The organism is Amycolatopsis minnesotensis (assembly GCF_039529815.1).
Taxonomy (GTDB): domain Bacteria; phylum Actinomycetota; class Actinomycetes; order Mycobacteriales; family Pseudonocardiaceae; genus Amycolatopsis; species Amycolatopsis minnesotensis.
This window is the reverse complement of the sequence record NZ_BAAANN010000022.1, coordinates 59,931-80,776: the sequence shown is the minus strand read 5'-3', so window position 1 is coordinate 80,776 and position 20,846 is coordinate 59,931. Positions and strand designations below refer to the sequence as shown.

General features: G+C 70.4%; 20 protein-coding genes. 10 read left to right on the top strand and 10 right to left on the bottom strand.

What is annotated here, in order from left to right; genetic code table 11:
* Nucleotides 1–3 precede the first annotated feature (3 nt).
* Nucleotides 4–1,323, bottom strand: coding sequence for a cytochrome P450 (locus ABD256_RS26180; protein ID WP_344424247.1), 1,320 nt, complete (start codon nucleotides 1,321–1,323; stop codon nucleotides 4–6).
* Between the two features lie 184 nt (nucleotides 1,324–1,507).
* Here ABD256_RS26180 and ABD256_RS26175 point away from each other — a divergent pair, with 184 nt between their 5' ends.
* From ABD256_RS26175 to ABD256_RS26165, 3 genes are all read left to right on the top strand, one after another.
* Complete coding sequence (locus ABD256_RS26175) at nucleotides 1,508–2,341, top strand: SAM-dependent methyltransferase (protein WP_344424244.1); 834 nt, start codon at nucleotides 1,508–1,510, stop codon at nucleotides 2,339–2,341.
* 117 nt (nucleotides 2,342–2,458) lie between these two features.
* Complete coding sequence (locus ABD256_RS26170) at nucleotides 2,459–4,579, top strand: putative bifunctional diguanylate cyclase/phosphodiesterase (RefSeq protein ID WP_344424242.1); 2,121 nt, start codon at nucleotides 2,459–2,461, stop codon at nucleotides 4,577–4,579.
* Nucleotides 4,580–4,652: 73 nt separating this feature from the next.
* Nucleotides 4,653–4,865, top strand: coding sequence for an MbtH family protein (locus ABD256_RS26165; RefSeq protein ID WP_344424240.1), 213 nt, complete (start codon nucleotides 4,653–4,655; stop codon nucleotides 4,863–4,865).
* Nucleotides 4,866–4,946: 81 nt separating this feature from the next.
* On the opposite strand, the gene ABD256_RS26160 is transcribed toward ABD256_RS26165, so the two are convergent.
* Entirely contained in the window at nucleotides 4,947–6,353 is a 1,407-nt protein-coding gene (locus ABD256_RS26160) for a S1C family serine protease (RefSeq protein ID WP_344424238.1), read from the bottom strand.
* Between the two features lie 131 nt (nucleotides 6,354–6,484).
* Here ABD256_RS26160 and ABD256_RS26155 point away from each other — a divergent pair, with 131 nt between their 5' ends.
* Nucleotides 6,485–7,276, top strand: coding sequence for a hypothetical protein (locus tag ABD256_RS26155; RefSeq protein WP_344424235.1), 792 nt, complete (start codon nucleotides 6,485–6,487; stop codon nucleotides 7,274–7,276).
* Nucleotides 7,277–7,281: 5 nt separating this feature from the next.
* Here the strand turns inward: ABD256_RS26155 and ABD256_RS26150 are convergent, their stop codons facing one another.
* Nucleotides 7,282–10,437, bottom strand: a complete 3,156-nt coding sequence (locus tag ABD256_RS26150; protein ID WP_344424233.1) for a GH92 family glycosyl hydrolase — start codon at nucleotides 10,435–10,437, stop codon at nucleotides 7,282–7,284.
* Between the two features lie 151 nt (nucleotides 10,438–10,588).
* Here ABD256_RS26150 and ABD256_RS26145 point away from each other — a divergent pair, with 151 nt between their 5' ends.
* Nucleotides 10,589–11,554 carry a pirin family protein gene (locus ABD256_RS26145; RefSeq protein WP_344424230.1) on the top strand — a complete coding sequence of 322 codons (966 nt, stop codon included), beginning with the start codon at nucleotides 10,589–10,591 and terminating at the stop codon, nucleotides 11,552–11,554.
* Nucleotides 11,555–11,562: 8 nt separating this feature from the next.
* Nucleotides 11,563–11,883 (top strand): GNAT family N-acetyltransferase, encoded by a 321-nt coding sequence (locus ABD256_RS26140; RefSeq protein WP_344424227.1) that lies wholly within the window; start codon nucleotides 11,563–11,565, stop codon nucleotides 11,881–11,883.
* Here ABD256_RS26140 and ABD256_RS26135 read toward each other — a convergent pair.
* Nucleotides 11,880–12,566: a FadR/GntR family transcriptional regulator gene (locus tag ABD256_RS26135; RefSeq protein WP_344424224.1), complete on the bottom strand. Its 687-nt coding sequence runs from the start codon at nucleotides 12,564–12,566 to the stop codon at nucleotides 11,880–11,882. The genes ABD256_RS26140 and ABD256_RS26135 overlap by 4 nt on opposite strands.
* 54 nt (nucleotides 12,567–12,620) lie before the next feature.
* Here ABD256_RS26135 and ABD256_RS26130 point away from each other — a divergent pair, with 54 nt between their 5' ends.
* Entirely contained in the window at nucleotides 12,621–14,042 is a 1,422-nt protein-coding gene (locus ABD256_RS26130; protein ID WP_344424221.1) for an MFS transporter, read from the top strand.
* Nucleotides 14,043–14,171: 129 nt separating this feature from the next.
* Here the strand turns inward: ABD256_RS26130 and ABD256_RS26125 are convergent, their stop codons facing one another.
* Nucleotides 14,172–14,528, bottom strand: coding sequence for a hypothetical protein (locus tag ABD256_RS26125; RefSeq protein ID WP_344424218.1), 357 nt, complete (start codon nucleotides 14,526–14,528; stop codon nucleotides 14,172–14,174).
* Nucleotides 14,525–15,115 (bottom strand): TetR/AcrR family transcriptional regulator, encoded by a 591-nt coding sequence (locus tag ABD256_RS26120; protein ID WP_344424215.1) that lies wholly within the window; start codon nucleotides 15,113–15,115, stop codon nucleotides 14,525–14,527. Before ABD256_RS26120 ends, ABD256_RS26125 begins: the two co-directional genes overlap by 4 nt.
* Nucleotides 15,116–15,230: 115 nt before the next feature.
* On the opposite strand from ABD256_RS26120, the gene ABD256_RS26115 reads away from it, so the two are divergent.
* Nucleotides 15,231–16,280, top strand: a complete 1,050-nt coding sequence (locus ABD256_RS26115) for an NAD(P)-dependent alcohol dehydrogenase (RefSeq protein WP_344424212.1) — start codon at nucleotides 15,231–15,233, stop codon at nucleotides 16,278–16,280.
* A gap of 57 nt (nucleotides 16,281–16,337) precedes the next feature.
* Here the strand turns inward: ABD256_RS26115 and ABD256_RS26110 are convergent, their stop codons facing one another.
* Both ABD256_RS26110 and ABD256_RS26105 read right to left on the bottom strand, forming a co-directional pair.
* Nucleotides 16,338–16,625 (bottom strand): hypothetical protein, encoded by a 288-nt coding sequence (locus tag ABD256_RS26110; protein WP_344424209.1) that lies wholly within the window; start codon nucleotides 16,623–16,625, stop codon nucleotides 16,338–16,340.
* 119 nt (nucleotides 16,626–16,744) lie between these two features.
* Nucleotides 16,745–17,461, bottom strand: coding sequence for a S1 family peptidase (locus tag ABD256_RS26105; RefSeq protein ID WP_344424206.1), 717 nt, complete (start codon nucleotides 17,459–17,461; stop codon nucleotides 16,745–16,747).
* Nucleotides 17,462–17,594: 133 nt separating this feature from the next.
* On the opposite strand from ABD256_RS26105, the gene ABD256_RS26100 reads away from it, so the two are divergent.
* Together ABD256_RS26100 and ABD256_RS26095 are read left to right on the top strand one after the other, a co-directional pair.
* Nucleotides 17,595–17,957, top strand: a complete 363-nt coding sequence (locus ABD256_RS26100) for a DUF4186 domain-containing protein (protein WP_344424204.1) — start codon at nucleotides 17,595–17,597, stop codon at nucleotides 17,955–17,957.
* Between the two features lie 86 nt (nucleotides 17,958–18,043).
* Complete coding sequence (locus ABD256_RS26095; protein ID WP_344424201.1) at nucleotides 18,044–18,655, top strand: hypothetical protein; 612 nt, start codon at nucleotides 18,044–18,046, stop codon at nucleotides 18,653–18,655.
* A 370-nt stretch (nucleotides 18,656–19,025) separates the two neighbouring features.
* Here ABD256_RS26095 and ABD256_RS26090 read toward each other — a convergent pair whose 3' ends face one another.
* Nucleotides 19,026–19,685: a response regulator gene (locus ABD256_RS26090; protein ID WP_344424198.1), complete on the bottom strand. Its 660-nt coding sequence runs from the start codon at nucleotides 19,683–19,685 to the stop codon at nucleotides 19,026–19,028.
* Nucleotides 19,682–20,830: a sensor histidine kinase gene (locus ABD256_RS26085; RefSeq protein WP_344424195.1), complete on the bottom strand. Its 1,149-nt coding sequence runs from the start codon at nucleotides 20,828–20,830 to the stop codon at nucleotides 19,682–19,684. The genes ABD256_RS26090 and ABD256_RS26085 overlap by 4 nt, the downstream gene beginning before the upstream one ends.
* Nucleotides 20,831–20,846: the final 16 nt, after the last annotated feature.

Genomic DNA, 20,846 nt, shown 5'->3' with positions numbered 1-20,846 from the left:
ATACTACCTTTCGGTTACGGTCATCGGCATTTCGGACGGGTAGGCGGCCGAGGTGAACTTCACCCGCACGGGCCGTTCCGGCACGGGAACGAGCCGCCAGTCCGCGAGCACGGTGGCCACGGTGATGACGATTTCGGTCTGGGCGAACACATTTCCCATGCACTGGCGGGTGCCCGCGCCGAACGGGATGAAGGCGCCCTTCGGCACTTCACCCACGCGGTCCGGCGCCCAGCGGTCCGGGTCGAAGCGGTGCGGGTCCGGATAGGACCCCTGGTCGAAGTGCAGCGCGTGCGGGCTGATGATCACCTCGGCGGCCGCCGGGATCCGGACGCCGCCGAGCTCGACCTCCTCGGTGGCCCGCCGCATCAGGATCCAGATCGGGTACATCCGCAGGACCTCGTTGACCACCTGGTGGGTGTAGGTCAGCTTCGGGACGTCTTCGAAGGTGAGCGGCCCGCCCGCGAGCACCTCGTCGATCTCGTCGCGCAGCCGACGCTCCACCTCGGGATCGCGCGCGATCTCGTGGAAGATCCACGCCAGCGCGAGCGCGGTGGTCTCGATACCGGCGGTGAGGAGCGTGAGCACCTCGTCGTAGGTCTGCTGGTCGGTCATCCGCTCGCCGGTTTCCTCGTCCCGCGCCAGCAGGAGCATGGAAAGGAGATCGCCGTGGTCGGAGCCGTCGGCGCGCCAGCTCGCGATCACCTCGAGCACGATGGCGCGCATGCGTTCGATGGCTTCGTCGAACTGCCGGTTTCCCGGCACGGGCAGCTTTTCCAGGAAGGACGGGGACAACGCGCGGATCATGCCCTGCTTGATCACCAGGAAGATGGACCGGCGCACCTCGGCGATCGCGCGCTGGCCCAGTTCGGCGGAGAACAGGGCCTCGCCGACGATCGTGACCGCGAGCCCCTGCATGTCCGCGGTGAGATCGCGGACCTCTCCCCGCCGCCAGGTCCCGGTCAGCTCGCGCGCCGCCCGCACCATCGTCTCCGCGTACCGCGCGATCCGCTCGCGGTGGAACGCGGGCTGGATGAGCCTGCGCTGCCGGTGGTGAAACGCGCCGTTCGAGAGGAGGAGCCCGTTTCCCAGATACGGTTGGAACTTGTCGAACATCGCGCCCTTGCGAAAACTGGACCCGTTCGTCACGAGCACGCGATAGGTCAGCTCCGGGCTGGTGACGAAATACGCCGGCATCGGGCCGAGAAAGACCTTCACGATTTCACCGCTGTCCCGCAGCGACGCGGTGAATTCGAAACGGCGCCGCAGCAGGACGGGCGTGTGCCCGAGGACGGGCCAGCGGCCTCGGGCCACGGGAACAGACATGCGTCGCTCCTCGCCTACGCCGAATGGGGAGGGCCCACAGTAGAGGCGACCCGAACGAGATCGGCAGAGCCCGTTCGGGTGCGGGCGCGCCTCGATCGGGTGGACATCGGCGTCATGCCGATGGACGCAGTGTTCGCACGCCCCGCTCGCTAGTATCGGCCGTCGCGAAGCGAAGGGGTTGACCGTGGCAAGTGAGGACTGGGTCCCGCCGACCGTCGACACGTCGGTGCCGAGCATGGCCCGCACGTACGACTTCATGCTGGGCGGCGGGCACAACTTCGCCGTCGACCGCGCCGTCGGCGACCAGATCAGCCGCGCCATGCCCGGTCTCCCCCAGGCCGCGCGGGTGAACCGGACCTTCCTCGGCCGCGTCGTGCGGTTCATGACCGACCAGGGAATCCGCCAGTTCCTCGACATCGGCTCCGGCATTCCGACGGTTTCCAACGTGCACGAGGTCGCGCAGGAAATCGATCCCGCCTGCCGGGTGGTCTACGTCGATCGCGACCCGGTCGCGGTCGCGCACAGCGAACTGATGCTCACCGGCAACAGCCGCGCCGCGATCATCCAGGCCGACATGCGCGATCCGGAAGCCATCCTCGCGCACCCGGACACGCGGCGGCTGCTGGACTTCGGCCAGCCGGTCGGCCTGCTGATGCTGCTGATGCTGCACTGGATCCCGGACGACTCGGACCCGCTCGCGCTGATGGCGCGCTACCGCGACGCGCTGCCCGATGGCAGCTACCTGGCGATCACCCACGTCACCGGGGACCACCAGGGCGACAACCTCACCGAGGCGACCGAGGCGATCAAGCGCAGCAGGAGCCCGGACCAGGTGACGCTGCGGACGCACGCGCAGATCACCGGCCTGTTCACCGGTTTCGACCTGGTCGAGCCCGGTCTTGTCGGCTGCGGGGAATGGCGTCCGCGCGGGCCCGCGGACATCTCCGACGAGCCGGAGATGAACATGCTCGTCTATGCCGGTGTCGGCGTTAAGCAACCTCGAAATGACCAGGAGTAACGGAGAACGTCAATTCACTATCGTGTGGTGCCTTTTCACACTTATGGCCGAACGGTGGTACGCAGTGGAGTAGATAAACTTCCGCGCACTCGAAAACCACCTCAGGGCGTGACCTGAATGCCGAATCCCCAACGGAAATCCCCCGCACCGTCTCCGGACGGCGTCCGTGAGCAGGAGTTGCTCGCGAGGAAGTGGGCATATCTGCTCAGCGGGGTCGTCGTCGTGTCCATGGGCAAGGACGAACTGGACCGGGAACTCCGGTACCAGCTCGCAACGCTCTGCTCGGCCGTGGTCGCGGAGCCGGTCGACGCGGACGCGGCACGCGGGGTCGGGGAACGGCTGGTGGCACTCGGCTACGTCGGCGACCCCGGCCTGCGCTGCACGATGGACGTGCTGGGCAAGGGAATGCTGGGCCTGAGCGCGTGCCAGCCCCTGTCGCGGTTCGCCGAGCGGATCACGGCGGTGCTGGGCGCGCTCGCGAGCGGCTTCGTGGCGGCGACCCGCTCGGTCGTGCTGGAGCAGCAGGAAATCATGCAGCTCTCCCTGCTCAAAGCCGTCCGGGACGCGAAGTGGCACCTCAAGGAAAGCGAGGCCCGGTTCGAAGAGGTGGCCACGTCGTCGACGAGCGGCATCATGGTCATCGAGCTGGACGGGAAGCTGTCGAAGGCCAACGCCGCGCTCGGCGAGATACTCGGCGTCTCCCCCGCGAAGCTGACCGGGACGACGGTGTACGACCTGGTCCGCCCGGAATCGGTGGAGGCCCTGCGCGAGGGCATGGCCGCGCTGCTGACCGGCGAGCGGGAGCGGTTCCGCCAGTCGCAGCAGCTTCGCCGCGCCGACGGTGACACGGCGCGGATCTCGCTGACCGTGTCCCTGCTGCGCGACGCCGAAGATCAGCCGAGGCACTTCGTCGGCGTCGTCGAGGACGGCACGGAGCTGATGCTGCTGCAGGGCGAGTTGCACCGGCAGTCGCTGCACGACGTGCTGACCGGCCTGCCGAACCGGCAGTACTTCGGCACGCACCTGGAAAGCGTGCTGCGGCGCGCCGACCCCGCGCTCGGGATCACGGTGCTGCACCTCGACCTGGACGCGTTCGCGAAGGTGTGCGACAGCCTCGGCCGCCGTGCGGGCGAACAGCTGCTCGTGCAGACCTCCCGGCGGCTGAAAGCCGTGTTCGCGCAGGAAAAGGCGATGATCGCGCGCTTCGACGGCGACGAGTTCGGGATCGTGGTGGAGAACTCCGCCCGCACACCGGACGTCTCGGCACTGGTCGCGAACATCAACGCCGAGCTGTTCGAACCGTCCTATGTGGAGGGAGAAGGGCTGGCGCTGCCCGCGAGCATCGGCGTGGTGCACCGGCCGCCGCACGACAGCGATCCCGCGGAGCTGCTGCGCGCGGCGGATTCGGCGCTGCGGCGGGCGAAGACGGGCCGTCGCGGGCAGTGGGAGCTGTTCCACCCCGACCAGGACGCGGTGGACCGGCGGGCGCAGCTACTCGCGGTCGGGATGCCGGGCGCGTGGGAGCACGGCGAAATCACCGTGCGGTACCGGCCGGTGAAGCGCCTGGCCGACGGCGAAGTCGCTGGCGTCGAGGCGGTGCTGCACTGGGACCGCCCCGGCCACGGCACGGTGCCGCACCACCGGTGCGTCGAGCTGGCCGACCAGACCGGGCTGATGCTGCCGCTCGGCGAATGGGTGCTGCGGACCGCGTGCGGGCAGCTCCGGTGGTGGCGCCAGCAGCTCGGCTTCTCCGGGTCGCTCATGATCGGGCTTTCGGTGAACCAGGCCGGTGACGCGGACCTGGTGCGCCGGGTGCTCGGCGCACTGGCCGAAACCGGCGCCGAACCGGGCTGGCTGACGATCGGGATCCCGGCCGCGGCGCTGACCGCGGCCGAAGCGCAGGACAACCTCACCGTGCTCGCCGACCGCGGAATCACCATGATGCTCGACGACATCGGGCCCGGCGCGGAGGATCTGGCCCTGCTCGCGGAGCTGCCGGTGCACGCGGTCCGCATCACCCGCCGCCATGTCGACGGGCGGGCACGGCTCGCGGCGGCCGCACTCGTCCCGCTGATCCGCGAATCGTCCGCGTCCGTGCACATCGACGGGGTCGGCACCCCGGAGCAGGCGGCCTGGTGGCACGCCACCGGCGCGGGCACCGCGACCGGCGAGCACGTCGGAACCCCGCGCCCCGCCGCGGAGATCGCCACCGTGCTCGGGGCCGGGAACGAGCGGTGACCGGGCGCCTGAGCAGCGCGGGATGGGCAACAACCTGCTGCGTGCGGCGCTGCCGTTGTGGTAATCAGGACTCATGACGAACCCGTTCGAGGACCCCGACGGCCGCTACTACGTGCTCGTCAACGACGAGGGCCAGCACTCGCTGTGGCCGACCTTCGTCGACGTGCCAGCGGGCTGGACGATCGCGCACGGCGAGGACAGCCGCGACGCCTGCCTGGAGTACGTCGAGCAGAACTGGACCGACATGCGGCCCAAGAGCCTGATCAAGGCCATGGAAGGCAGCTGACTTCGGGTAACGCGACACACGGATCGGCGCCGGGCGCAGTCACGCGCCCGGCGCCGATCCGCCCCCGCTCCCCGAAACCGGTCAGCGGCCCCCGAACCCGGGTATTCCGCCGAACGGGTTGCCCTGCTGGTCCTGCGGCTGCTGCGGCACCGTGGTCTGCTCGGTGTCGGTCGCGCTGCCCAGCGTCACCGTGACGTCCTGCTGCGAGCCGTCGGCGTGCTGCACCGCGACCGGCACCTGCTGCCCCGGCGTGTGCTTGAGCACCTCGGCCATCAGGTCCGCGTAGGAGTTGATCGGCGTCTTGTCGATCGCGGTGATCGTGTCGCCCTGCTTGATCCCCGCCTGCGCGGCGGGCCCGCCGTCCTGCACCCCGGCGAGCTGGGTGCCGCCGTTGGCCGAACCCGGCTGCGACTGCACGCTGCCGCTCACCCCCAGCACCGGCTTGGCCGCCTTGCCGTTCTGCATCAGCTCGTTCGCGATCTGCTTCGCCTTGTCGATCGGGATGGAGAACCCGAGGCCGTACGCCTGCAGCCCGCCGTTGCCGCTCTGCCCCGGCTCGACCGCGGAGTTCACCGCGACGACCTGGCCGTCCATGTTGACCAGCGGTCCGCCCGAGTTGCCGGGGTTGATCGGGGCGTCGGTCTGCAGTCCGTTGTAGACGACCGTGCCGCCGCCGTCCTCGCCGCCTGCCTTCACCGTCCTGCTCAGCGCGCTGATGATGCCCGCGGTCACCGTGTTGGAAAGCTGTTCGGGGCTGCCGACCGCGGCGACCGGCTGGCCCACCTTCAGCGAGTTGGACTGGCCGAGCACGGCCGGGGTGAGACCGCTGGCGTTGTCGAGCTTGATGACCGCGAGGTCGTAGGACGGCGCGGTGCCCTTGACCGTGGCGCTCAGCTTCTTGCCGTCGGCCGTGGTGACCTGGATCTTCCCGCCGTTCGCGGCGCCGGAGACGACGTGGTTGTTGGTCAGCACGTACCCGTCCTGGGTCAGGATGATCCCGGTGCCGGTGACCGTGCCCTGCTGCGACGGGATCTTGATGTCGACCGTGAACTTCGTCGCGACCTCGGCCGCGTACGCCACCGAGCCCGCCTGGGAGGAGACCTGGCTCGCCGACGGCGGCTGTGAAGAGAGCACCGGCGGGTTGTCGCCGCTCGCGAGCAGCGCGCTGCCCCCGATCCCGACACCGCCGCCGATCAGGCCCGCGATGATCGCCGTCACCACGATCGGGGTGGACACCTTCCGCTTCGGCCGTGCCCGCGTCGCCACCGGCCCGGCCGCGCCGTAGGGCTGCTGCTCCGGCGCGCCGTAGGGCGGTGTCGCCGCGCCCTGCTGGTGCCACCACGTCTGCGTGGGGGACGGCTGCGGCTGCGGTTGCTGGGGCTCGACGGGCGGCTGGGCCTGCGGCTGGTGCGCCTGCTCGGGCTGTGCCTGTCCGGGCTGCGACTGCGGCGGCTGCGGCTCGTCCTGCGGTGGCAAGTTCTCGGTCATGCTCCCCAAGATCGGGCCTGAACCTGAGAATCCGCGCAGAAGGGCCTTAGAACCGTCAATGAACCTCGGGCGCGGCCGGGCACGTGAACCGTTGCGGGAGCACTCCGCGACCACCGGAAACGGGAGAAGCCATGTTCACCTACCACGGCCGCTGGCGTCTGCGCGTCATCGGCAACGACGCGGCGTACCCGCAGCGGGTGGTGCTCGGCGGTTCCGTCGCGCGCGTCATCCCCGGTGAGATCGGGCAGGACGAGGTGCTCGGCGGAAGCGAGTGGACGCTGCGGATGGAGCACCACGACGGCAGCCGCTGGAAACGCAGCGTCCGGGTGTCGCGGCAGCACACGACCGGCGACGGGAACCGGCCGAGGCACGTCATCTTCGGCAAGGACACGTTCGACTTCGACACCGACCCCAACGACCTGGTCCTCTGCCTCGACGAGATCGCCACCGAACCGTTCGCGGCCGAGGGTCTGCCCGTGCCCAGCGAAGACCTGCTCGGGGTCCGGATCCGGAACACCGGTTTCGAGGCGTTCGGGTACGACGCCGTCGTCGACATCTCCTCCGCGGGCCGGGCGCGGCTGGCCGAGTACGGGGTGCTGGTGCACGACGAGTGGCCGCCTGCCGTGCTCCGGTCCACGGGGCAGGAGATCCTCGACGGTGCCGTCTCGGTGCCGCCGCTCGAGGTCGGCGAGGCCGCGGCCGTCTACTTCCCCGTCGACGCCACGCGAGCGAAGCAGGGCTTCCCCGCCGTCGAGTTCGAACTGCGGCGCGAATCGGACGGCCGCGTGCTCACCAGCCGGTGCACCGCGACGATCACGGTGCACGAGGCGCCCGCGCACCGGCCGGACCCCGCACCAACGCCGGCCCTGCCCCCGCTCACCAGCCAAGTTCACGGGTACCGCGGGGAGACAGCCAGCGAGTAAGGGCGTTATGCCGTGCCGATGGCGAAGACGTGCAGATCCTTGTCGACCGGCAGCGTCACCGCCGCGACCCGCTTTCCGGCGGGGACGTCGAACGGTGCCGTCGCGTAGACGTACGCGGGGCCGCCCGGCCCGCGGAACTGGTTGCGGTGGTCCGTGCGCGCGACGACGGTGTTGCCGAACACGGGCGAATCGCCACCACCGGGGAGAACCCAGTCGCCGAAGGACAAATCGGCCCGCGCGGTGCTCCCGTCGGTGAACGCGACGGTCGCCGCCCCTCGGTGGTCTCCGCGGGTCGCGGCGCCGACGAAGAGGAGCCGCCTGCCCGCGCCGACAGTCACGACCTGCCCGTTCGCGACCACGTTGTCCTTGCGGCCGGGCGGGACGGCCGCCCAGGTCACCGCGGTCCCCGAGACGGACAGCGTGGCGCCGGCCGTCAGCCCGGCGGCCGCGAGCGCCTGCCGGGAGTAGCTGTTGCCGTCGCCGTCGAAATCGGCCTGAGCCGCGTCCGTGTCGTCCGAGACGCCCACGTTCCCGTACGCGGCGGGAAGACTTCCCTTCGGCGCGACCAGCACGATGACCGAAGCACGCACCGGGTCCCCGCCGCCCCGCACCGTCATCGGGATCTCGTGGTACCCGGGTGCGGCCGTCGGCGCCGCGGTGACCACGAACTTCGCGCTCCCCACGCCGGTGCGCCGGTCCAGCGGCACCACCGGGAGCCCGCGCACGCCGAGGCCCGGCGGCGGGGCCGTGGTGACGAACAGCGCCGGATCCGCGCCACCGAGCCGCTGACCGTCCACAGTGAACTCACCCGAGCCGCCGGGTTCGACGGTGACCTGGTTCGGTGTCGCCGACGCGAGGAACGGGCGCTCACCGTCCCGATAGGACGGTGGCGAAGCGTGCACCGCCCAGTGCGTGTCCGGGGTGGAGGCCAGGGAGAAGTCGAGCCGCCCGCCGGTGCGCACGATGTCCTGCGGGAGGAACGTGCGCTCCCAGCCGCGACCGTTCAGGGCGAGCCCGTGCACGTACGGGGTTCCCGCCGACGCCCGCGGCGCGCGGATGTCGAGGTCGTTGCCCGGCAGGTCCAGCACCGCCCGCTCGAACAACGGGCTGTGCACGGCGAGATCGGCGGTGCCCGGCGTCGACGGGTAGATCCCGAGCGCGGCCCACACGTACCACGACGACTGCGCGCCGAGGTCGTCGTTGCCCGGCTCGCCGTCCGGGGTCGCGTTGAACAGCGTCGTCGCGATCTCGCGGACCGTCGACTGCGTCTTCCACGGCTGGCCGAGGTGGTTGTACAGCCACGGCACGCCGAAGTCGGGTTCGTTGCCGGCCCACATGTACGGCTCGTTCGGGCCGACGTTGAGCTTGGTGAAGAACTTGTCGAGGCGTTCGGTGGCCGCCGCCCTCCCGCCCATCGCGGTGATCAGGCCGGCCGGGTTCTGCGGGACGAGCCAGGTGTACTGCGCGGCGTTGCCCTCGTCGAACCCGTCCTGGCCGAACTTGCCCGGCGGCGGGGGCCGGTAGGCGGGGCCGTCGGGGAAGCGGCCGTGCTCGTCGCGCGGCTGGAGGTAGCCGGTCGAGGCGTTGAGGAGGTTCTGCCAGTTCTGGCCGCGGCGGGTGAACTCCCGCGCGGTGCCACCCTCGCCCGCGGCCTTCGCGAGCTGGGCGATGGCGAAGTCGTCGATCGCCCATTCCAGCGTGGTGGACGCGCCGACGCGGGCGTGATCGCCCGCCGATTCGCTGTTGTTCGGCAGGTAGCCGCGCGCGACGTAGTTTTCGATCCCGCGCCGCTCCTGGTACGCGCCGGGTGTGTGGTCGACCGTGGTCGCGCCCTTGACCAGGTACTTCAGCGCGGTCGGGAGGTCGAACTGGCGCGCGCCGAAGGCGTGGAGGTTCGCGATGAGCGGCACGGAGTTGTCGCCGGTCATCTGGCCGGTGTAGTCGTTGGCCATCGGCCACCTCGGCCACCACCCGCCCTGCACGGCGTCGTTGACCAGCGATTGCGCCATGTCGCTCGCCTGCGCGGGGAACAGTATCGCGTGCAGCGGCGCGAGCGAGCGGTAGGTGTCCCAGTCCGAGAAGTTCGCGTACTGGGTGCGGCCGGGCGGCAGGGTGCGGATCCTGTCGTCGAAGCCGGGGTAGCGGCCATCGGCGTCGTTGAACGTGTTGGGGTGCATCAGCGAGTGGTACAGCGCGGTGTAGAAGGTCTTGAGCCGCGCGGTGTCGCGCCCGGCGACCTTGACCTTGCCCAGTGCGCCGGACCAGCGGGCGCGGGTGTCCGCGCGCACCGCGCTCGCGTCCCAGCCCGGCACCTCGGCCGCCATGTTCGCCTTCGCACCCGCTACGTCCACATAGGACATCGAGACCTTGGCGCGCACCACGTCGCCGCCGAAGGTCAGGTACGCGCCGGCCCTCTTGGAGTCCACAGTGGAGGATCCGGGGGTGACCTTGGCGCCGTCCCAGGTCCCGTGCGCGGTGAACGGCTGGTCGAAGGCGATCGCGTAGTAGACGGTGTACTTGTTCGGCTTTCCGCAAAAGTTCCCGGTGGTCGCGGACCCGGTGACCGCGCGGTCCCCGCTGATCGCGAGATCGGCGTGCGAGTTGCCCGCCAGGCTCGCGCCGCCCTTGACCAGCACCTGCCGCGCGCCACCGGCGGGGAAGGTGAACGTGGCGAGGCCGGTGCGGGTGGTCGCGGTCAGCTCGGCGCGCACCTTCGAATCGGCGAGCGTCACCGCGTAGTAGCCGGGTTCGGCCCGCTCGCCGTCGTGGGAGAAGTGCTCCACCCTGTCCCACGGCGCGGCACCGACGTCACCGGTCACCGGCAGGATCGGGACGTCGCCGAACGCGGAGCAGCCGACCGAGGCGTGGTCGAGGCTGAACCCGCGGATCTGGTCGCTGTGGTACTGGTAGCCCGCGTAGGAACCCTTGGTGTCCGGGGAGAACTGCATCATCCCGAACGGCACCGCGGCACCCGGGAAGTTGTTGATCTCGCCGACCGAGCTGCCGCCGGTACCGGTCCCGATGAACGGGTCCACGTACGCGGCCGGGTCCGCCACCAGCGGCGCCTCTCCTGGCGCCGCCGAAACGGGGAGCACCCCGGTTGTCGTCAGCACCGCCGACGCGAACAGGGCCACGAGGCCGGTCTTCCTGCGAACCCCCATGAACGCCTCCCGGATCGGATCGCACCGGAGGGTGACGATTCGCGACGGGCCGAGCGCTGGTCAAGGCTTTGACAAAGATCTGACCACCCGCGTGCGTGAATCCCCCTCTTCGGACGAAAGCCCGCGCGGGCCGCGGGCTACGATCGTGTTCGTGAGCAACACCGAAACAGCTCCTGACGAGCTGCTCTGCGGCGAGCCACCGGGGCGGGCCGTCTCGGTGCTCGAACCGCGCGAGGTCCCGCTCGGCGGCCCGCGCGCGATGACCGTCCGGCGCACCCTCCCGCAACGGCGGCGCTCGCTCATCGGCGCCTGGTGCTTCGCCGACCACTACGGCCCCGCCGACGTGACCGAGACCGGCGGCATGCACGTCGCGCCGCACCCGCACACCGGCCTGCAGACCGCGAGCTGGCTGTTCAGCGGCGAGATCGAACACCGCGACAGCCTCGGCACGCACGCGATGGTGCGGCCTGGCGAGCTGAACCTGATGACCGGCGGGCACGGCATCTGCCACTCCGAGGTGTCGACCCCGGAGACCACGGTCCTGCACGGCGTCCAGCTCTGGATCGCGCTGCCGGACGAGCACCGGCACGCGCCGCGCGCGTTCCGGCACTACGCCCCACCGGAGCGCGACCTCGGCGACGCGTCGGCGCGCGTGTTCCTCGGCAGCCTCGCGGAGGAAACTTCGCCCGTCGAGACCTTCACGCCGCTGCTCGGCGCCGAGCTGACCTTGAACCCCGGCGCCCGGCTCTCGCTCGCCGTCGACCCGTCGTTCGAACACGGTGTGCTCGTCGACTTCGGGGCGGTTTCCTTGCACGGCACCGATCTCGCCGCCGCGGAACTCGGCTACGCGGGGCCGGGGCGCGACAGGCTCGAACTGGCGAACGGCGAACGGGCCGCCCGCGTGCTGCTGCTCGGCGGGCCGCCGTTCGGCGAGGAGATCGTGATGTGGTGGAACTTCCTCGGTCGCTCCCACGACGAGATCGCCGCGTACCGCGAGGCGTGGCAGGCCGAATCGGACCAGTTCGGCCGGGTCGAAGGCTTCGACGGCACGCCGCGGCGACTGCCCGCTCCGGCGCTGCCGAACTCAAGGCTCGTCCCCCGACGCAACCCGAACTGAGGAGCACGATGTCCACTGTGGACCACAATGCCGGGGAAAACCGCTACGAGATCTCCGTGGACGGCGAGCTGGCCGGGTTCACCGCCTATCGCGACCACGGTGCCCAGCGGGTGTTCCACCACACCGAGATCGGCGACGCGTTCGGCGGGCGCGGGCTGAGCACGGAACTGGTCGCGCGGGCGCTGGCCGACACCCGCGACGCGGGGAAGCGGATCGTCGGCGTCTGCCCGTTCGTCGCCGCCTACCTGCGCAAGCACCCCGAGCTCGCCGAGTACAGCGATCCCGCGACGGCGGACGTGCTGCAGTGGCTGGACACCGAACTCGACTAACCCGCACTGTCCAAAGCGGACAGTGAGCATTCGATCATCAGGCGCGCGGCCTCGCGGGCGCCCGCCGCGTCCCCGGCGCGGATCGCGGTGAAGATCGCGTCGTGCGACGTGTGCCCGCAGCTCGGGATCGCGGGATCCGCGTGCACGTGGTGCAGGCTTTCGCGCAACCGCACCACGAAGTAGCGGTAGAGCTCCAGCAGCAGCGGGTTCTTCGCCGCCACCACGATCGCTACGTGGAAGTCCGCGTCGACATCCGCGAACGCGCTCGGGTCGCCCCGGTCGTCTTCGGCGATGTTGCGCAGCCGCAGCAGTTCACCGAGCCGGGTCAGGTCCTCGTCGGTCCGCCGTGCCGCGGCCAGCCCGGCCGCCTGCACGTCGTAGGCCATCTGGACCTCGAAGATCTCCCGGACCGCGGCGGTGTCGAACCCTTCGAGCACGGCCTCCGGGTTCGCGTTGCTCCGCACGAACGTGCCGGCACCCTGCCGGGGTTCGAGCATGCCCATCCTGGTCAGGCCGCGGATCGCCTCGCGCACCACCGGGCGCGAGACCGCCAGCTCTTCGGCGAGCGCGAGCTCACCGGGAATGCGCGCGCCCACCGCCCACCGCCCGGTGCACAGCTCGTCGACGAGCTGTTTCGTCACCATGTCCAGCGCGCTCGACTGGGTCACGGCCCGCAGCGCCATCACGTGATCCTTTCCACCTTGCGCAGCCTAGCGCAGGTGTCGCATGGTGGTAAGATGTCAGACATCTTACCTTCTGTCGGAACCTGGCGTGAGCTGCTCGGACGGCGCTACCTCGGCGCGATGGTCGTGCTCGCGGGTGGCGTGGCGCTGTACGCGACGAACGTGTACCTGACGACGAGCCTGCTCCCCTCCGCCATCGCCGAGATCGGCGGCGAACGGTTCTACGCCTGGAACACCACGGTCTTCCTGCTCACCTCGGTGGCGTCCTCGGTGCTGGTCAGCCGCCTGCTGAGCGCCACGACCAGCCGCGGCGCCTATCTCGTCGCGCTCGGCGCGTTCACCGCGGGCACCGTGGTCTGCGCGCTGGCGCCGCACATGGCGGTGCTGCTGGTGGGGCGCGCGGTGCAGGGCGCGGGCGGCGGACTGGTCGCCGGGCTCGGCTACGCGGTGATCCGCTCCGCGCTGCCGTCCCGGCTCTGGGCGCGCGGGACCGCGCTCATCTCGGCGATGTGGGGCGTCGGCACGTTCGCCGGGCCGGTGCTCGGCGGCTGGTTCGCGAACATCGGCGCGTGGCGCTGGGCGTTCGCCGCGCTCGCCGCCGCGAGCCTGCTCCTCGGCGCGCTCGTCCCGAAGGTGCTCGCCGCGACCCGACCGGAAACCCGGCGCGAGGCGTTCCCGTTCGCCTCGCTCGCGCTGCTCTCCGGCGCGGCACTGGTCGTCAGCGTCGCGAGCCTCGCGAGCAGTCCGCTCGTCGGCGGGCTCGGCGTCGTCGCCGGCATGGGACTGGTCGCGGGATTCGCCGTCCACGAACGGCGGACCCCGGCCCGGATCTTGCCCGGCGCGACCTACGCACGAGGGTCGGCGCTGCCCTGGCTCTACGCGACGATCGCACCGCTCGCCATCGGCTCCACCACGGAGACCTTCGTGCCGCTCTTCGGGCAACGGCTCGCCGGACTCGGCCCCCTCGTCGCGGGCTTCCTCGGCGCCGCGCTGGCGCTGGGCTGGACGCTCGGCGAAATCCCGAGCGCCGCCGCCACGCGCCCGGCGACGGTCCGCCGGGTCCTCGTCGCCGGACCCGTGGTGCTGACCGCGGGGCTCGCGCTCACCGCGGCACTGCAGGAGGGCAGCGCCTGGCTGTGGGCGGTCGCGCTGCTCATCGCGGGCAGCGGCATCGGGATGGCGTGGCCCCATCTGGCGACCTCGGCGATGCGCAGCGTGGGTTCAGGCGCTGCTTCGGGTTCGGACTCGGGTTCTGCTTCGGGTTCGGAGGGGGACAAGGCGTCGGCGGCGATCAACACCGTCCAGCTCGTGGCCAACGCGTTCGGCGCCTCGCTCACCGGCCTGCTGGTCAACCTGGGCGGCGAAGACACCCTCCGCTCCGCGCGCTACCTCTTCTGGGGCTTCGCCGCCCTCGCGATCCTCGCCGTCGCCACCTCCCGCCGCGGCGCCCACCGCTCCCACCCGGACGACGTTTAGCCCGCTAAACGCACTCCGGAGCCCTACCCGGCCGAAGCGGTCCCCGACGACGTTTAGCCCGCTAAACGCACTTCAGGGGCCTACCCGGCGGAGGCGGGGCCGGGGCGCGTTTAGCCCGCTGAACGCAGCTCAGGAACCCGCCAGGCCGGAGAGGTGCGAGCCGAGGCCGTCGATCATGCGGTCGAGGTCCTCCCGGTCGCGCGCGGGCCAGCCGGCCAGCGCCTCGGCGAACCAGCCCCGGATGACGGCGACGTACCGGTTCGCGATCTTCCGGCCGTCCTCGGTGAGCGTGATCAGCCGCGCCCTGGCGTCGGCGGCGTTGAGGGTGACCAGGATGGTCAGCGCGGGCCCTCGGCCCGGCCGGTCGGTTCGGCCACCAGCGAAGCCGGTATCGCCGTCCTCGCGCAGGCGACCGGATCGGCGAGCCGGCGTCGCTCGTGCACGACCACGCCGGAAACTGGCAGTGGACTCTCCGTTGGGAGTCACTCCGAATTTCTGCCCCGGATCACCACCCTGGCCGCTTCCTCGGACTTCTCGACGACGAGGTCCTTGCTGTACCCGTGCGTCTCGAGGACGCCGTCGAGGTAGAACGTGGCGTAGCCGTGCGCCTGCGCGAGGAGCTGCTCCATCAGCGCGAGCCCCGCCTGCGCGTCCGATGCGGCGGCGAACGAGAGCGTGAGTAGCTCGTCCATCAGCGCTCGCGTGTGCCCGTGCAGCTCGGCGTACTTCGGGCCGAGCAGGCCGTCGGCGTAGATCACGTGCAGCCCGGCGCGCCGTTCGATCATGTACCGGGTGTACGCGCCGAGGGCGGCGGCGAGCTTGCCGACCGGGTCGTCCCGCTCGGCCGCCGCCGTGCGGATCCGCTCCGCGAGCTGATCGGCGACCGCCATCGCGACGGCCGCGAGCAACGCGTCCCGGTCGGCGAAGTGGCGGTACGGCGCCGCTTGACTCACCCCGGCGCGCCGGGCGATTTCGGCGACCGAAAACGCCCCGACGCCCTGTTCGGCGATCAGCGTGAGCGAGGTCTCCACGAGCGTCGCGCGCAGGTCGCCGTGGTGATAGCCACGTGGCATCTCCCGGATCACATCCCTTCGGCTTGCCGCAATGTTATACCCCTCTTACAGTCGATTACGTATTCACGTCTGACCATGTATGCGCCCGGGCTTCCGGGACTCGATGGAGGGTTTCATGTCAACGACTCACGCGATCGCGGCACCGGGACCGGGCAAGCCGCTCGAACCGACCACGATCGAACGCCGTGAGCTCCGCCCCGAGGACGTGCGGATCGACATCAGGTACGCGGGTATCTGCCACAGTGACATCCACCAGGCGAAGCAGGAGTGGGGCAAGGCCATCTTCCCGATGGTCCCCGGTCACGAGATCGCGGGCGTGGTGTCCGCGGTCGGCTCCGCGGTGACGAAGTACCAGGTCGGCGACCGCGTCGGCGTCGGCTGCATGGTCGACTCGTGTGGCGAGTGCGAATACTGCGTCGCCGGTAGCGAGCAGTTCTGCGTCAAGGGCAACATCCAGACCTACAACGGTGTCGGCTTCGACGGCGAGAACACCTACGGCGGGTACAGCCGCCAGATCGTGGTGAAGGACTCGTTCGTCTGCCGCATCCCCGAAGGGATCGAGCTCGACGTCGCCGCGCCGCTGCTGTGCGCCGGTATCACCACCTACTCGCCGCTGCACCAGTGGAAGGCGGGCCCCGGCAAGAAGGTCGCCGTGGTCGGCCTCGGCGGGCTCGGGCACGTGGCGGTCAAGATCGCGGCCGCGATGGGCGCGGAGGTCACCGTGCTGAGCCAGAGCCTGAAGAAGCAGGAAGACGGCCTCAAGCTCGGCGCGCAGCACTACTACGCCACGAGTGACGAGTCGACCTTCAAGGCGCTCCGGGGCTCGTTCGACATCATCCTGAACACCGTCTCCGCCGAGCTGCCCATCGACTCCTACCTCTCGATGCTGCGGGTCGGCGGCGCCATGGTGAACGTCGGCGCGCCGAGCAAGTCGTTGTCCTACAACGCCTTCTCGCTGCTCGGCGGGAACAGGGTGCTCGCGGGTTCGATGATCGGCGGCATCCCGGAGACGCAGGAGATGCTGGACTTCTGCGCCGAGCACGGCATCGGCGCCGAGATCGAGGTGATCGACGCGGAGCAGGTCAACACCGCCTACGAGCGCGTCGAGAACAGCGACGTCCGGTACCGCTTCGTCATCGACGCGGCGACCATCGGCAAGGAGTGAGCACGGCGGTGGGCACCGGCTCGTACCAGCCGGTGCCCACCGTCCACATCAGACTGATCAGTACTCGCGCCACAGTTCGTAGCTGTGGATCGCGGGAACGTCGCGGCAGTCGTACGGGCGGTCCCTGTTCTCCTGGTCGTTCTTGGCCCGTGCCACCGATTCGCATCCCAGCTTCACGAACGGCTTGTCGTTGTCGTTGTTGTACGCGAACGACTGGACGTAGACCCAGGTCCCCTGTGCGGTGACCTCGTCACCGGTGCTGGCGACCGCCGAAGCGGGTGCGAGCAGCGCGGCACCGGCCAGCGGGAGCGCGATACCGAGAGTGGCCACAAACTTGCGATTCACCGAAAAATCCCCTTGGTCAGTCGGCCGATGGGCTTCTACCGCTGTGGATATTGGCAGAAATTCCCTGCCGGAACGGCGGCGAAGGTACTTTCGGCCGCCGCTTCTGTCCGAACGGCCGCTCAGCTACCGGTGACCTGGCGGATCCAGGCGAGCTGCCGGAAAACATCGCCACCGCCCGCGATGCTGGCGCGGTCGGAGTTGGCGAACACGCCCACCAGGGTGTCCTCGTCACCGCTACCGGTGGCCATGATCGGCCCGCCGGAATCGCCGCCGGCGGGAACCCCGGAGACGCTCACCGCGCAGAAATCCGTGCCATCGGGTTCGGTGAAGCCCTCGCACCGCTGGTCGTCGCCGGGGAGGACGCGCAGTTCGGACTGCTTCAGCACATCGGACTGGCAGGCGTTCTCGTCACCGGTGCAGGTGGCTCCCCAACCGAGCTGACGGACGTCCTGCCCGACGCGCACCGGCTCGGCGGCAGGCAGCTTCGCCGGCGTGATGTCCATCGGCGGGACCTTGATCAGCATCATGTCGGCGACCCCGCTCCCCTTGCGGCTTCCTTTGACCGGGTGCACCGGCTTTCCGGTCCGCTGGTCGAGGCTGCCGACGTGGAACTCGATTCGCTCGTCCGCGATTTCCTCGGCCGTCTCGAAGAAGCAGTGCGACGCGCTGATGATCCATTCGCGGGTGATCGCGGTTCCCGTGCACTCCGGCTTGCCGTCGACCAGCATCCGCACGGCCCACGGCCCGTGGGTGCTGACGGTGCCGCCGATCACCGCGGAGGCCGACGTCGCCGGAACGACCGCGGCCAGCGTCAGCAGGGGCAGCAGAACAGCCAAACGACGAAGCATCACTGAAGTCCTTTCCTCGGCCACCCTGATCTTGCTACCAGTGCTGATCGTGATCGCGCAGCGCGAACGGGGAATCATTGCCCGATCGGCCACCCGTCGGAGTTCGGGTACCGTCGGCGCCATGCCCGACGAGCTGGATCAGCGGCTCGCGCGGATCGCCCGCACCCCGTTCCGCGCGAAATTCCACCTGCGCGCGCACGAACGCGTTTCGGTCGAGGAACGCGGTATGGGCATCATGCGCACGCACGCACGTGATCTCGTCTTCAAGCGGCTCGCGCCCGCGTCGCCGTACCGGGACGGCAAGCAGACGCCCTATCGGGGGCATCCCGTCTTCATCGCGCAGCACGCCACGGGCACCTGCTGCCGTTCGTGCCTGCAACGCTGTCACGACATCCCGAAAGGCCACGAGCTCACGAGGGACGAGCAGGCCTACGTCGTCGAGGTGATCTGCCGGTGGATCGGCACCGAGTGCGGACACCCCTAAGGGGCGGATCACGGGGCTTCCCCGATGTGAGGCCGCCCCTCACCTGCGAGGGTGACCCCCGTCACCGAGCTGGGAGGACGGGGATCATGGTGCGAAGAAGCTTCTTGGCCGCGCCCGCGCTTCTGCTGGCAGGCGTGCTGGCGATGAAGTTCGGCTGGAAGGGCAACGACGATCTGGGCTGGGGGCTCGCACTTCCACTGTGGACGGTCGCGCACCTGCTTTACGCAGTGGGCTACCTCGCCTTCGGCCTGGTGCTGTGCTCACTGTGGTCGCGGGCGCGCAAGGCGGCCTCCGGGCCGCTCGACCGGTCGGGCGTCGGCATCGTCTCGGTGGTCGGCGGGGCCGGGCTGGTCGCGATGCTCGGGCAGATGGTGATCGACCTGGTCGTCGGGTTCCGCGCACCGGACCGCGCGGGCATGTCCGCGATCTCGAAGTCCATTCACGACATCCCCGGCTTCGGCCTGTTCTACGGGTTCGTTCCGGCCTTGTCCTTCGTCGCGGCGACGCTGCTGATCGCGTTCCTCGCGGTGCACCGCCGGATCCCGGTCTGGCCGGCGGCGGTGTTCGCGGTCGGCAGCTTCTGCATCGGCACCGGTGCCACGGCGTTGATGGTCGGCGGGGGTCTGGCACTGTGCGCGGCGCTTCCGGCACTGGCGCCGCACGTGGAGAGCGTCAACCGCGCGACGGCCGCGGTGTAGGCGAATTCGGCTGGCCTGCGCCTGGGTGCGCCGGAGAATGCCAGCTGCCACAGCGGGAACTTCCTCCTGCTGAACGCGTTTCGAGTGTCAACGCGGTGCGGGGGGTATTGGCGGAGGGGGCTTGCTGGGGCCGAGACTCAGGTTCAGATTTTCGGGGGCTGATGTTTTTGCCCGCATGTGTTTGGTCCGCGGTTTCGTTGTGGGCACAGCTCAGGCTCGACGCGCTGGTCGAACGATGCCTCGATGGTGACTGCGGGGGTAAGCCGAAGGCGCAGATCTGCTGGAACCGGATCGCCTCCGAACCGCTCACCGGGCTACCGGTCGACACGGGCCGCCGGACCCGCACCGAAAGCCCGCCGGACCGCTCTGCTCAACCGTCCCCCGACGTGAACGCCGCTTCGTGCACGAGGATGGCCAGCTGCACCCGGTTGGCGAGGTCCAGTTTGGTCATCGACCTGCTCACGTGCGCCTTCACCGTCGCTTCGCTCACCTGCAGCTCGTTCGCGATATCCGCATTGGACAGTCCATTTCCGACCTCCGCGACGACGGCGCGCTCCCGCTCGGTCAATGCGCTCAGGCGGTCTCGGGCGGTGCGTTCCCTGGCGGGGTCGCGTCCGGTGTAGGCCGCGATCAGCCTGGTCGTGACGGTGGGGGCCAGTATCGCGCCGCCGTCGGCGACGGTGCGGATCGCGGCGGCCAGGTCGCGCGGGGGTGTGTCCTTGAGCAGGAAACCGGCCGCGCCGAGGCGCAGCGCGCGGTGCACGTACTGGTCCAGATCGAAGGTGGTGAGCATGACGAACCTCGGTGCTTCCGGCCACGGCGCGACCTCCTCCAAGGCGGTCAGGCCGTCCGTTCTCGGCATGCGCACGTCCAGGAGCACCACGTCCGGCCGGAGCTCCCGGACCGCGGCGGGCACCTCGTCGCCGTCGGTGGCCTCGCCAGCGACTTCGATGCCGTCGGCGGGTTCCAGGATCATCCGGAGGCCGGCGCGGACGAGCGCCTCGTCGTCGACGATCAGGACCCTGATCACGGTTCTTCCCCTTCCGGTGCCGGGATTCGCGCCGACAGCGCGAAACCACCGTCCAGGCGCGGGCCGGACGACAGGTCCCCGCCGAGCGTCTCGATCCGTTCCGCGACCCCGACCAGGCCCAGGCCGCTACCGGGCAGTCCGGCGACCGGTGACGACGGCGCCGCGTTGCGGACCGACACCTCCAGCGCCGACGGCAGGAATCGAATCCGCACTTCGGTTTCGGCGAGCCCGGCGTGCTTGTGGACGTTCGTCAGTCCTTCTTGGACCAGCCGGTACGCGGCGTGCTCGACCGCGGGCGGCAGCTCCCGCACCGCACCGTCCTTCGTCAGGTGAACCGGCAGGCCCGCGGCCTTCGAGCGCGCGACCAGACCGTCCACAGCGGACAGGGTGGCCTGCTCCGTGCTCTCCGTGCTGGTGGTGAGGATGCCGAGCACGTGCCGAAGCTGCGCCAGCGCGTCCCGTCCGGTGGTGCGGATGAGGGCGGCTTCGGCGGAGATGCGTTCGTCCGCGGCGTTCACCTCGATCGCACCGGCGTGCAGCACCATCAGGGAAACGCGGTGCGCCACCACGTCGTGCATGTCGCGGGCGATGCCGGCGCGCTCGGCCGCGCGCGCTTCCGCCGCCTTCGACTCCTGCTCGCGCCGCAGCCGCTCGGCCCGTTCGACATGGCCGGCGAGCACCTCGCGGCGGAACCGGGTCCACCTGCCCAGCGCCACCGGCAGCACCACGAACAGGCCACTTTCACCCGCCCATCCCGCCAGCGCCGCCCCGAAATCCTGACCGTTGCCGGGTAACGCCACCGCGAGCGCGGCCCCGGCGGCGGTGACGTACCCGGCCAGCGCGGCGGGCCGGTAGACGAGCGCGGTGAAGTACGACGCCACGAACACCGCGGGCCAGGAAAGCACGGTGAAGAAGGCGAGCAGCGCCACGCCGTAGAACAGCCACTGGCGTCGCGGCAGCAACACGATCACCGCCAGCAACGCCACCACGCACAGCGAAGCGCGCGCGAACCACGGCAGCCAGTCCGGGGCCAGCGCGCGCTCGACGAACCCCGACGGCCCGCGGTTGCCGCGCGGGAGGAAACCGCCCGCGAGCACCACGGCACCGAGCAGGACCTTGTCCAGCCTGCGCACCGAGTCCGACACCGCCCCAGCGTAGGGC

Excerpts from the sequence above, each read along its gene's own strand:
- ABD256_RS26150 (WP_344424233.1), bottom strand. The coding sequence starts at position 10,437 with ATGGGGGTTCGCAGGAAGACCGGCCTCGTGGCCCTGTTCGCGTCGGCG.
- ABD256_RS26160 (WP_344424238.1), bottom strand. The coding sequence starts at position 6,353 with ATGACCGAGAACTTGCCACCGCAGGACGAGCCGCAGCCGCCGCAGTCG.
- ABD256_RS26130 (WP_344424221.1), top strand. The coding sequence starts at position 12,621 with ATGTCAGACATCTTACCTTCTGTCGGAACCTGGCGTGAGCTGCTCGGA.
- ABD256_RS26100 (WP_344424204.1), top strand. The coding sequence starts at position 17,595 with ATGCCCGACGAGCTGGATCAGCGGCTCGCGCGGATCGCCCGCACCCCG.
- ABD256_RS26180 (WP_344424247.1), bottom strand. The coding sequence starts at position 1,323 with ATGTCTGTTCCCGTGGCCCGAGGCCGCTGGCCCGTCCTCGGGCACACG.
- ABD256_RS26095 (WP_344424201.1), top strand. The coding sequence starts at position 18,044 with ATGGTGCGAAGAAGCTTCTTGGCCGCGCCCGCGCTTCTGCTGGCAGGC.
- ABD256_RS26165 (WP_344424240.1), top strand. The coding sequence starts at position 4,653 with ATGACGAACCCGTTCGAGGACCCCGACGGCCGCTACTACGTGCTCGTC.
- ABD256_RS26115 (WP_344424212.1), top strand. The coding sequence starts at position 15,231 with ATGTCAACGACTCACGCGATCGCGGCACCGGGACCGGGCAAGCCGCTC.
- ABD256_RS26135 (WP_344424224.1), bottom strand. The coding sequence starts at position 12,566 with ATGGCGCTGCGGGCCGTGACCCAGTCGAGCGCGCTGGACATGGTGACG.
- ABD256_RS26120 (WP_344424215.1), bottom strand. The coding sequence starts at position 15,115 with ATGCCACGTGGCTATCACCACGGCGACCTGCGCGCGACGCTCGTGGAG.
- ABD256_RS26170 (WP_344424242.1), top strand. The coding sequence starts at position 2,459 with ATGCCGAATCCCCAACGGAAATCCCCCGCACCGTCTCCGGACGGCGTC.
- ABD256_RS26140 (WP_344424227.1), top strand. The coding sequence starts at position 11,563 with ATGTCCACTGTGGACCACAATGCCGGGGAAAACCGCTACGAGATCTCC.
- ABD256_RS26155 (WP_344424235.1), top strand. The coding sequence starts at position 6,485 with ATGTTCACCTACCACGGCCGCTGGCGTCTGCGCGTCATCGGCAACGAC.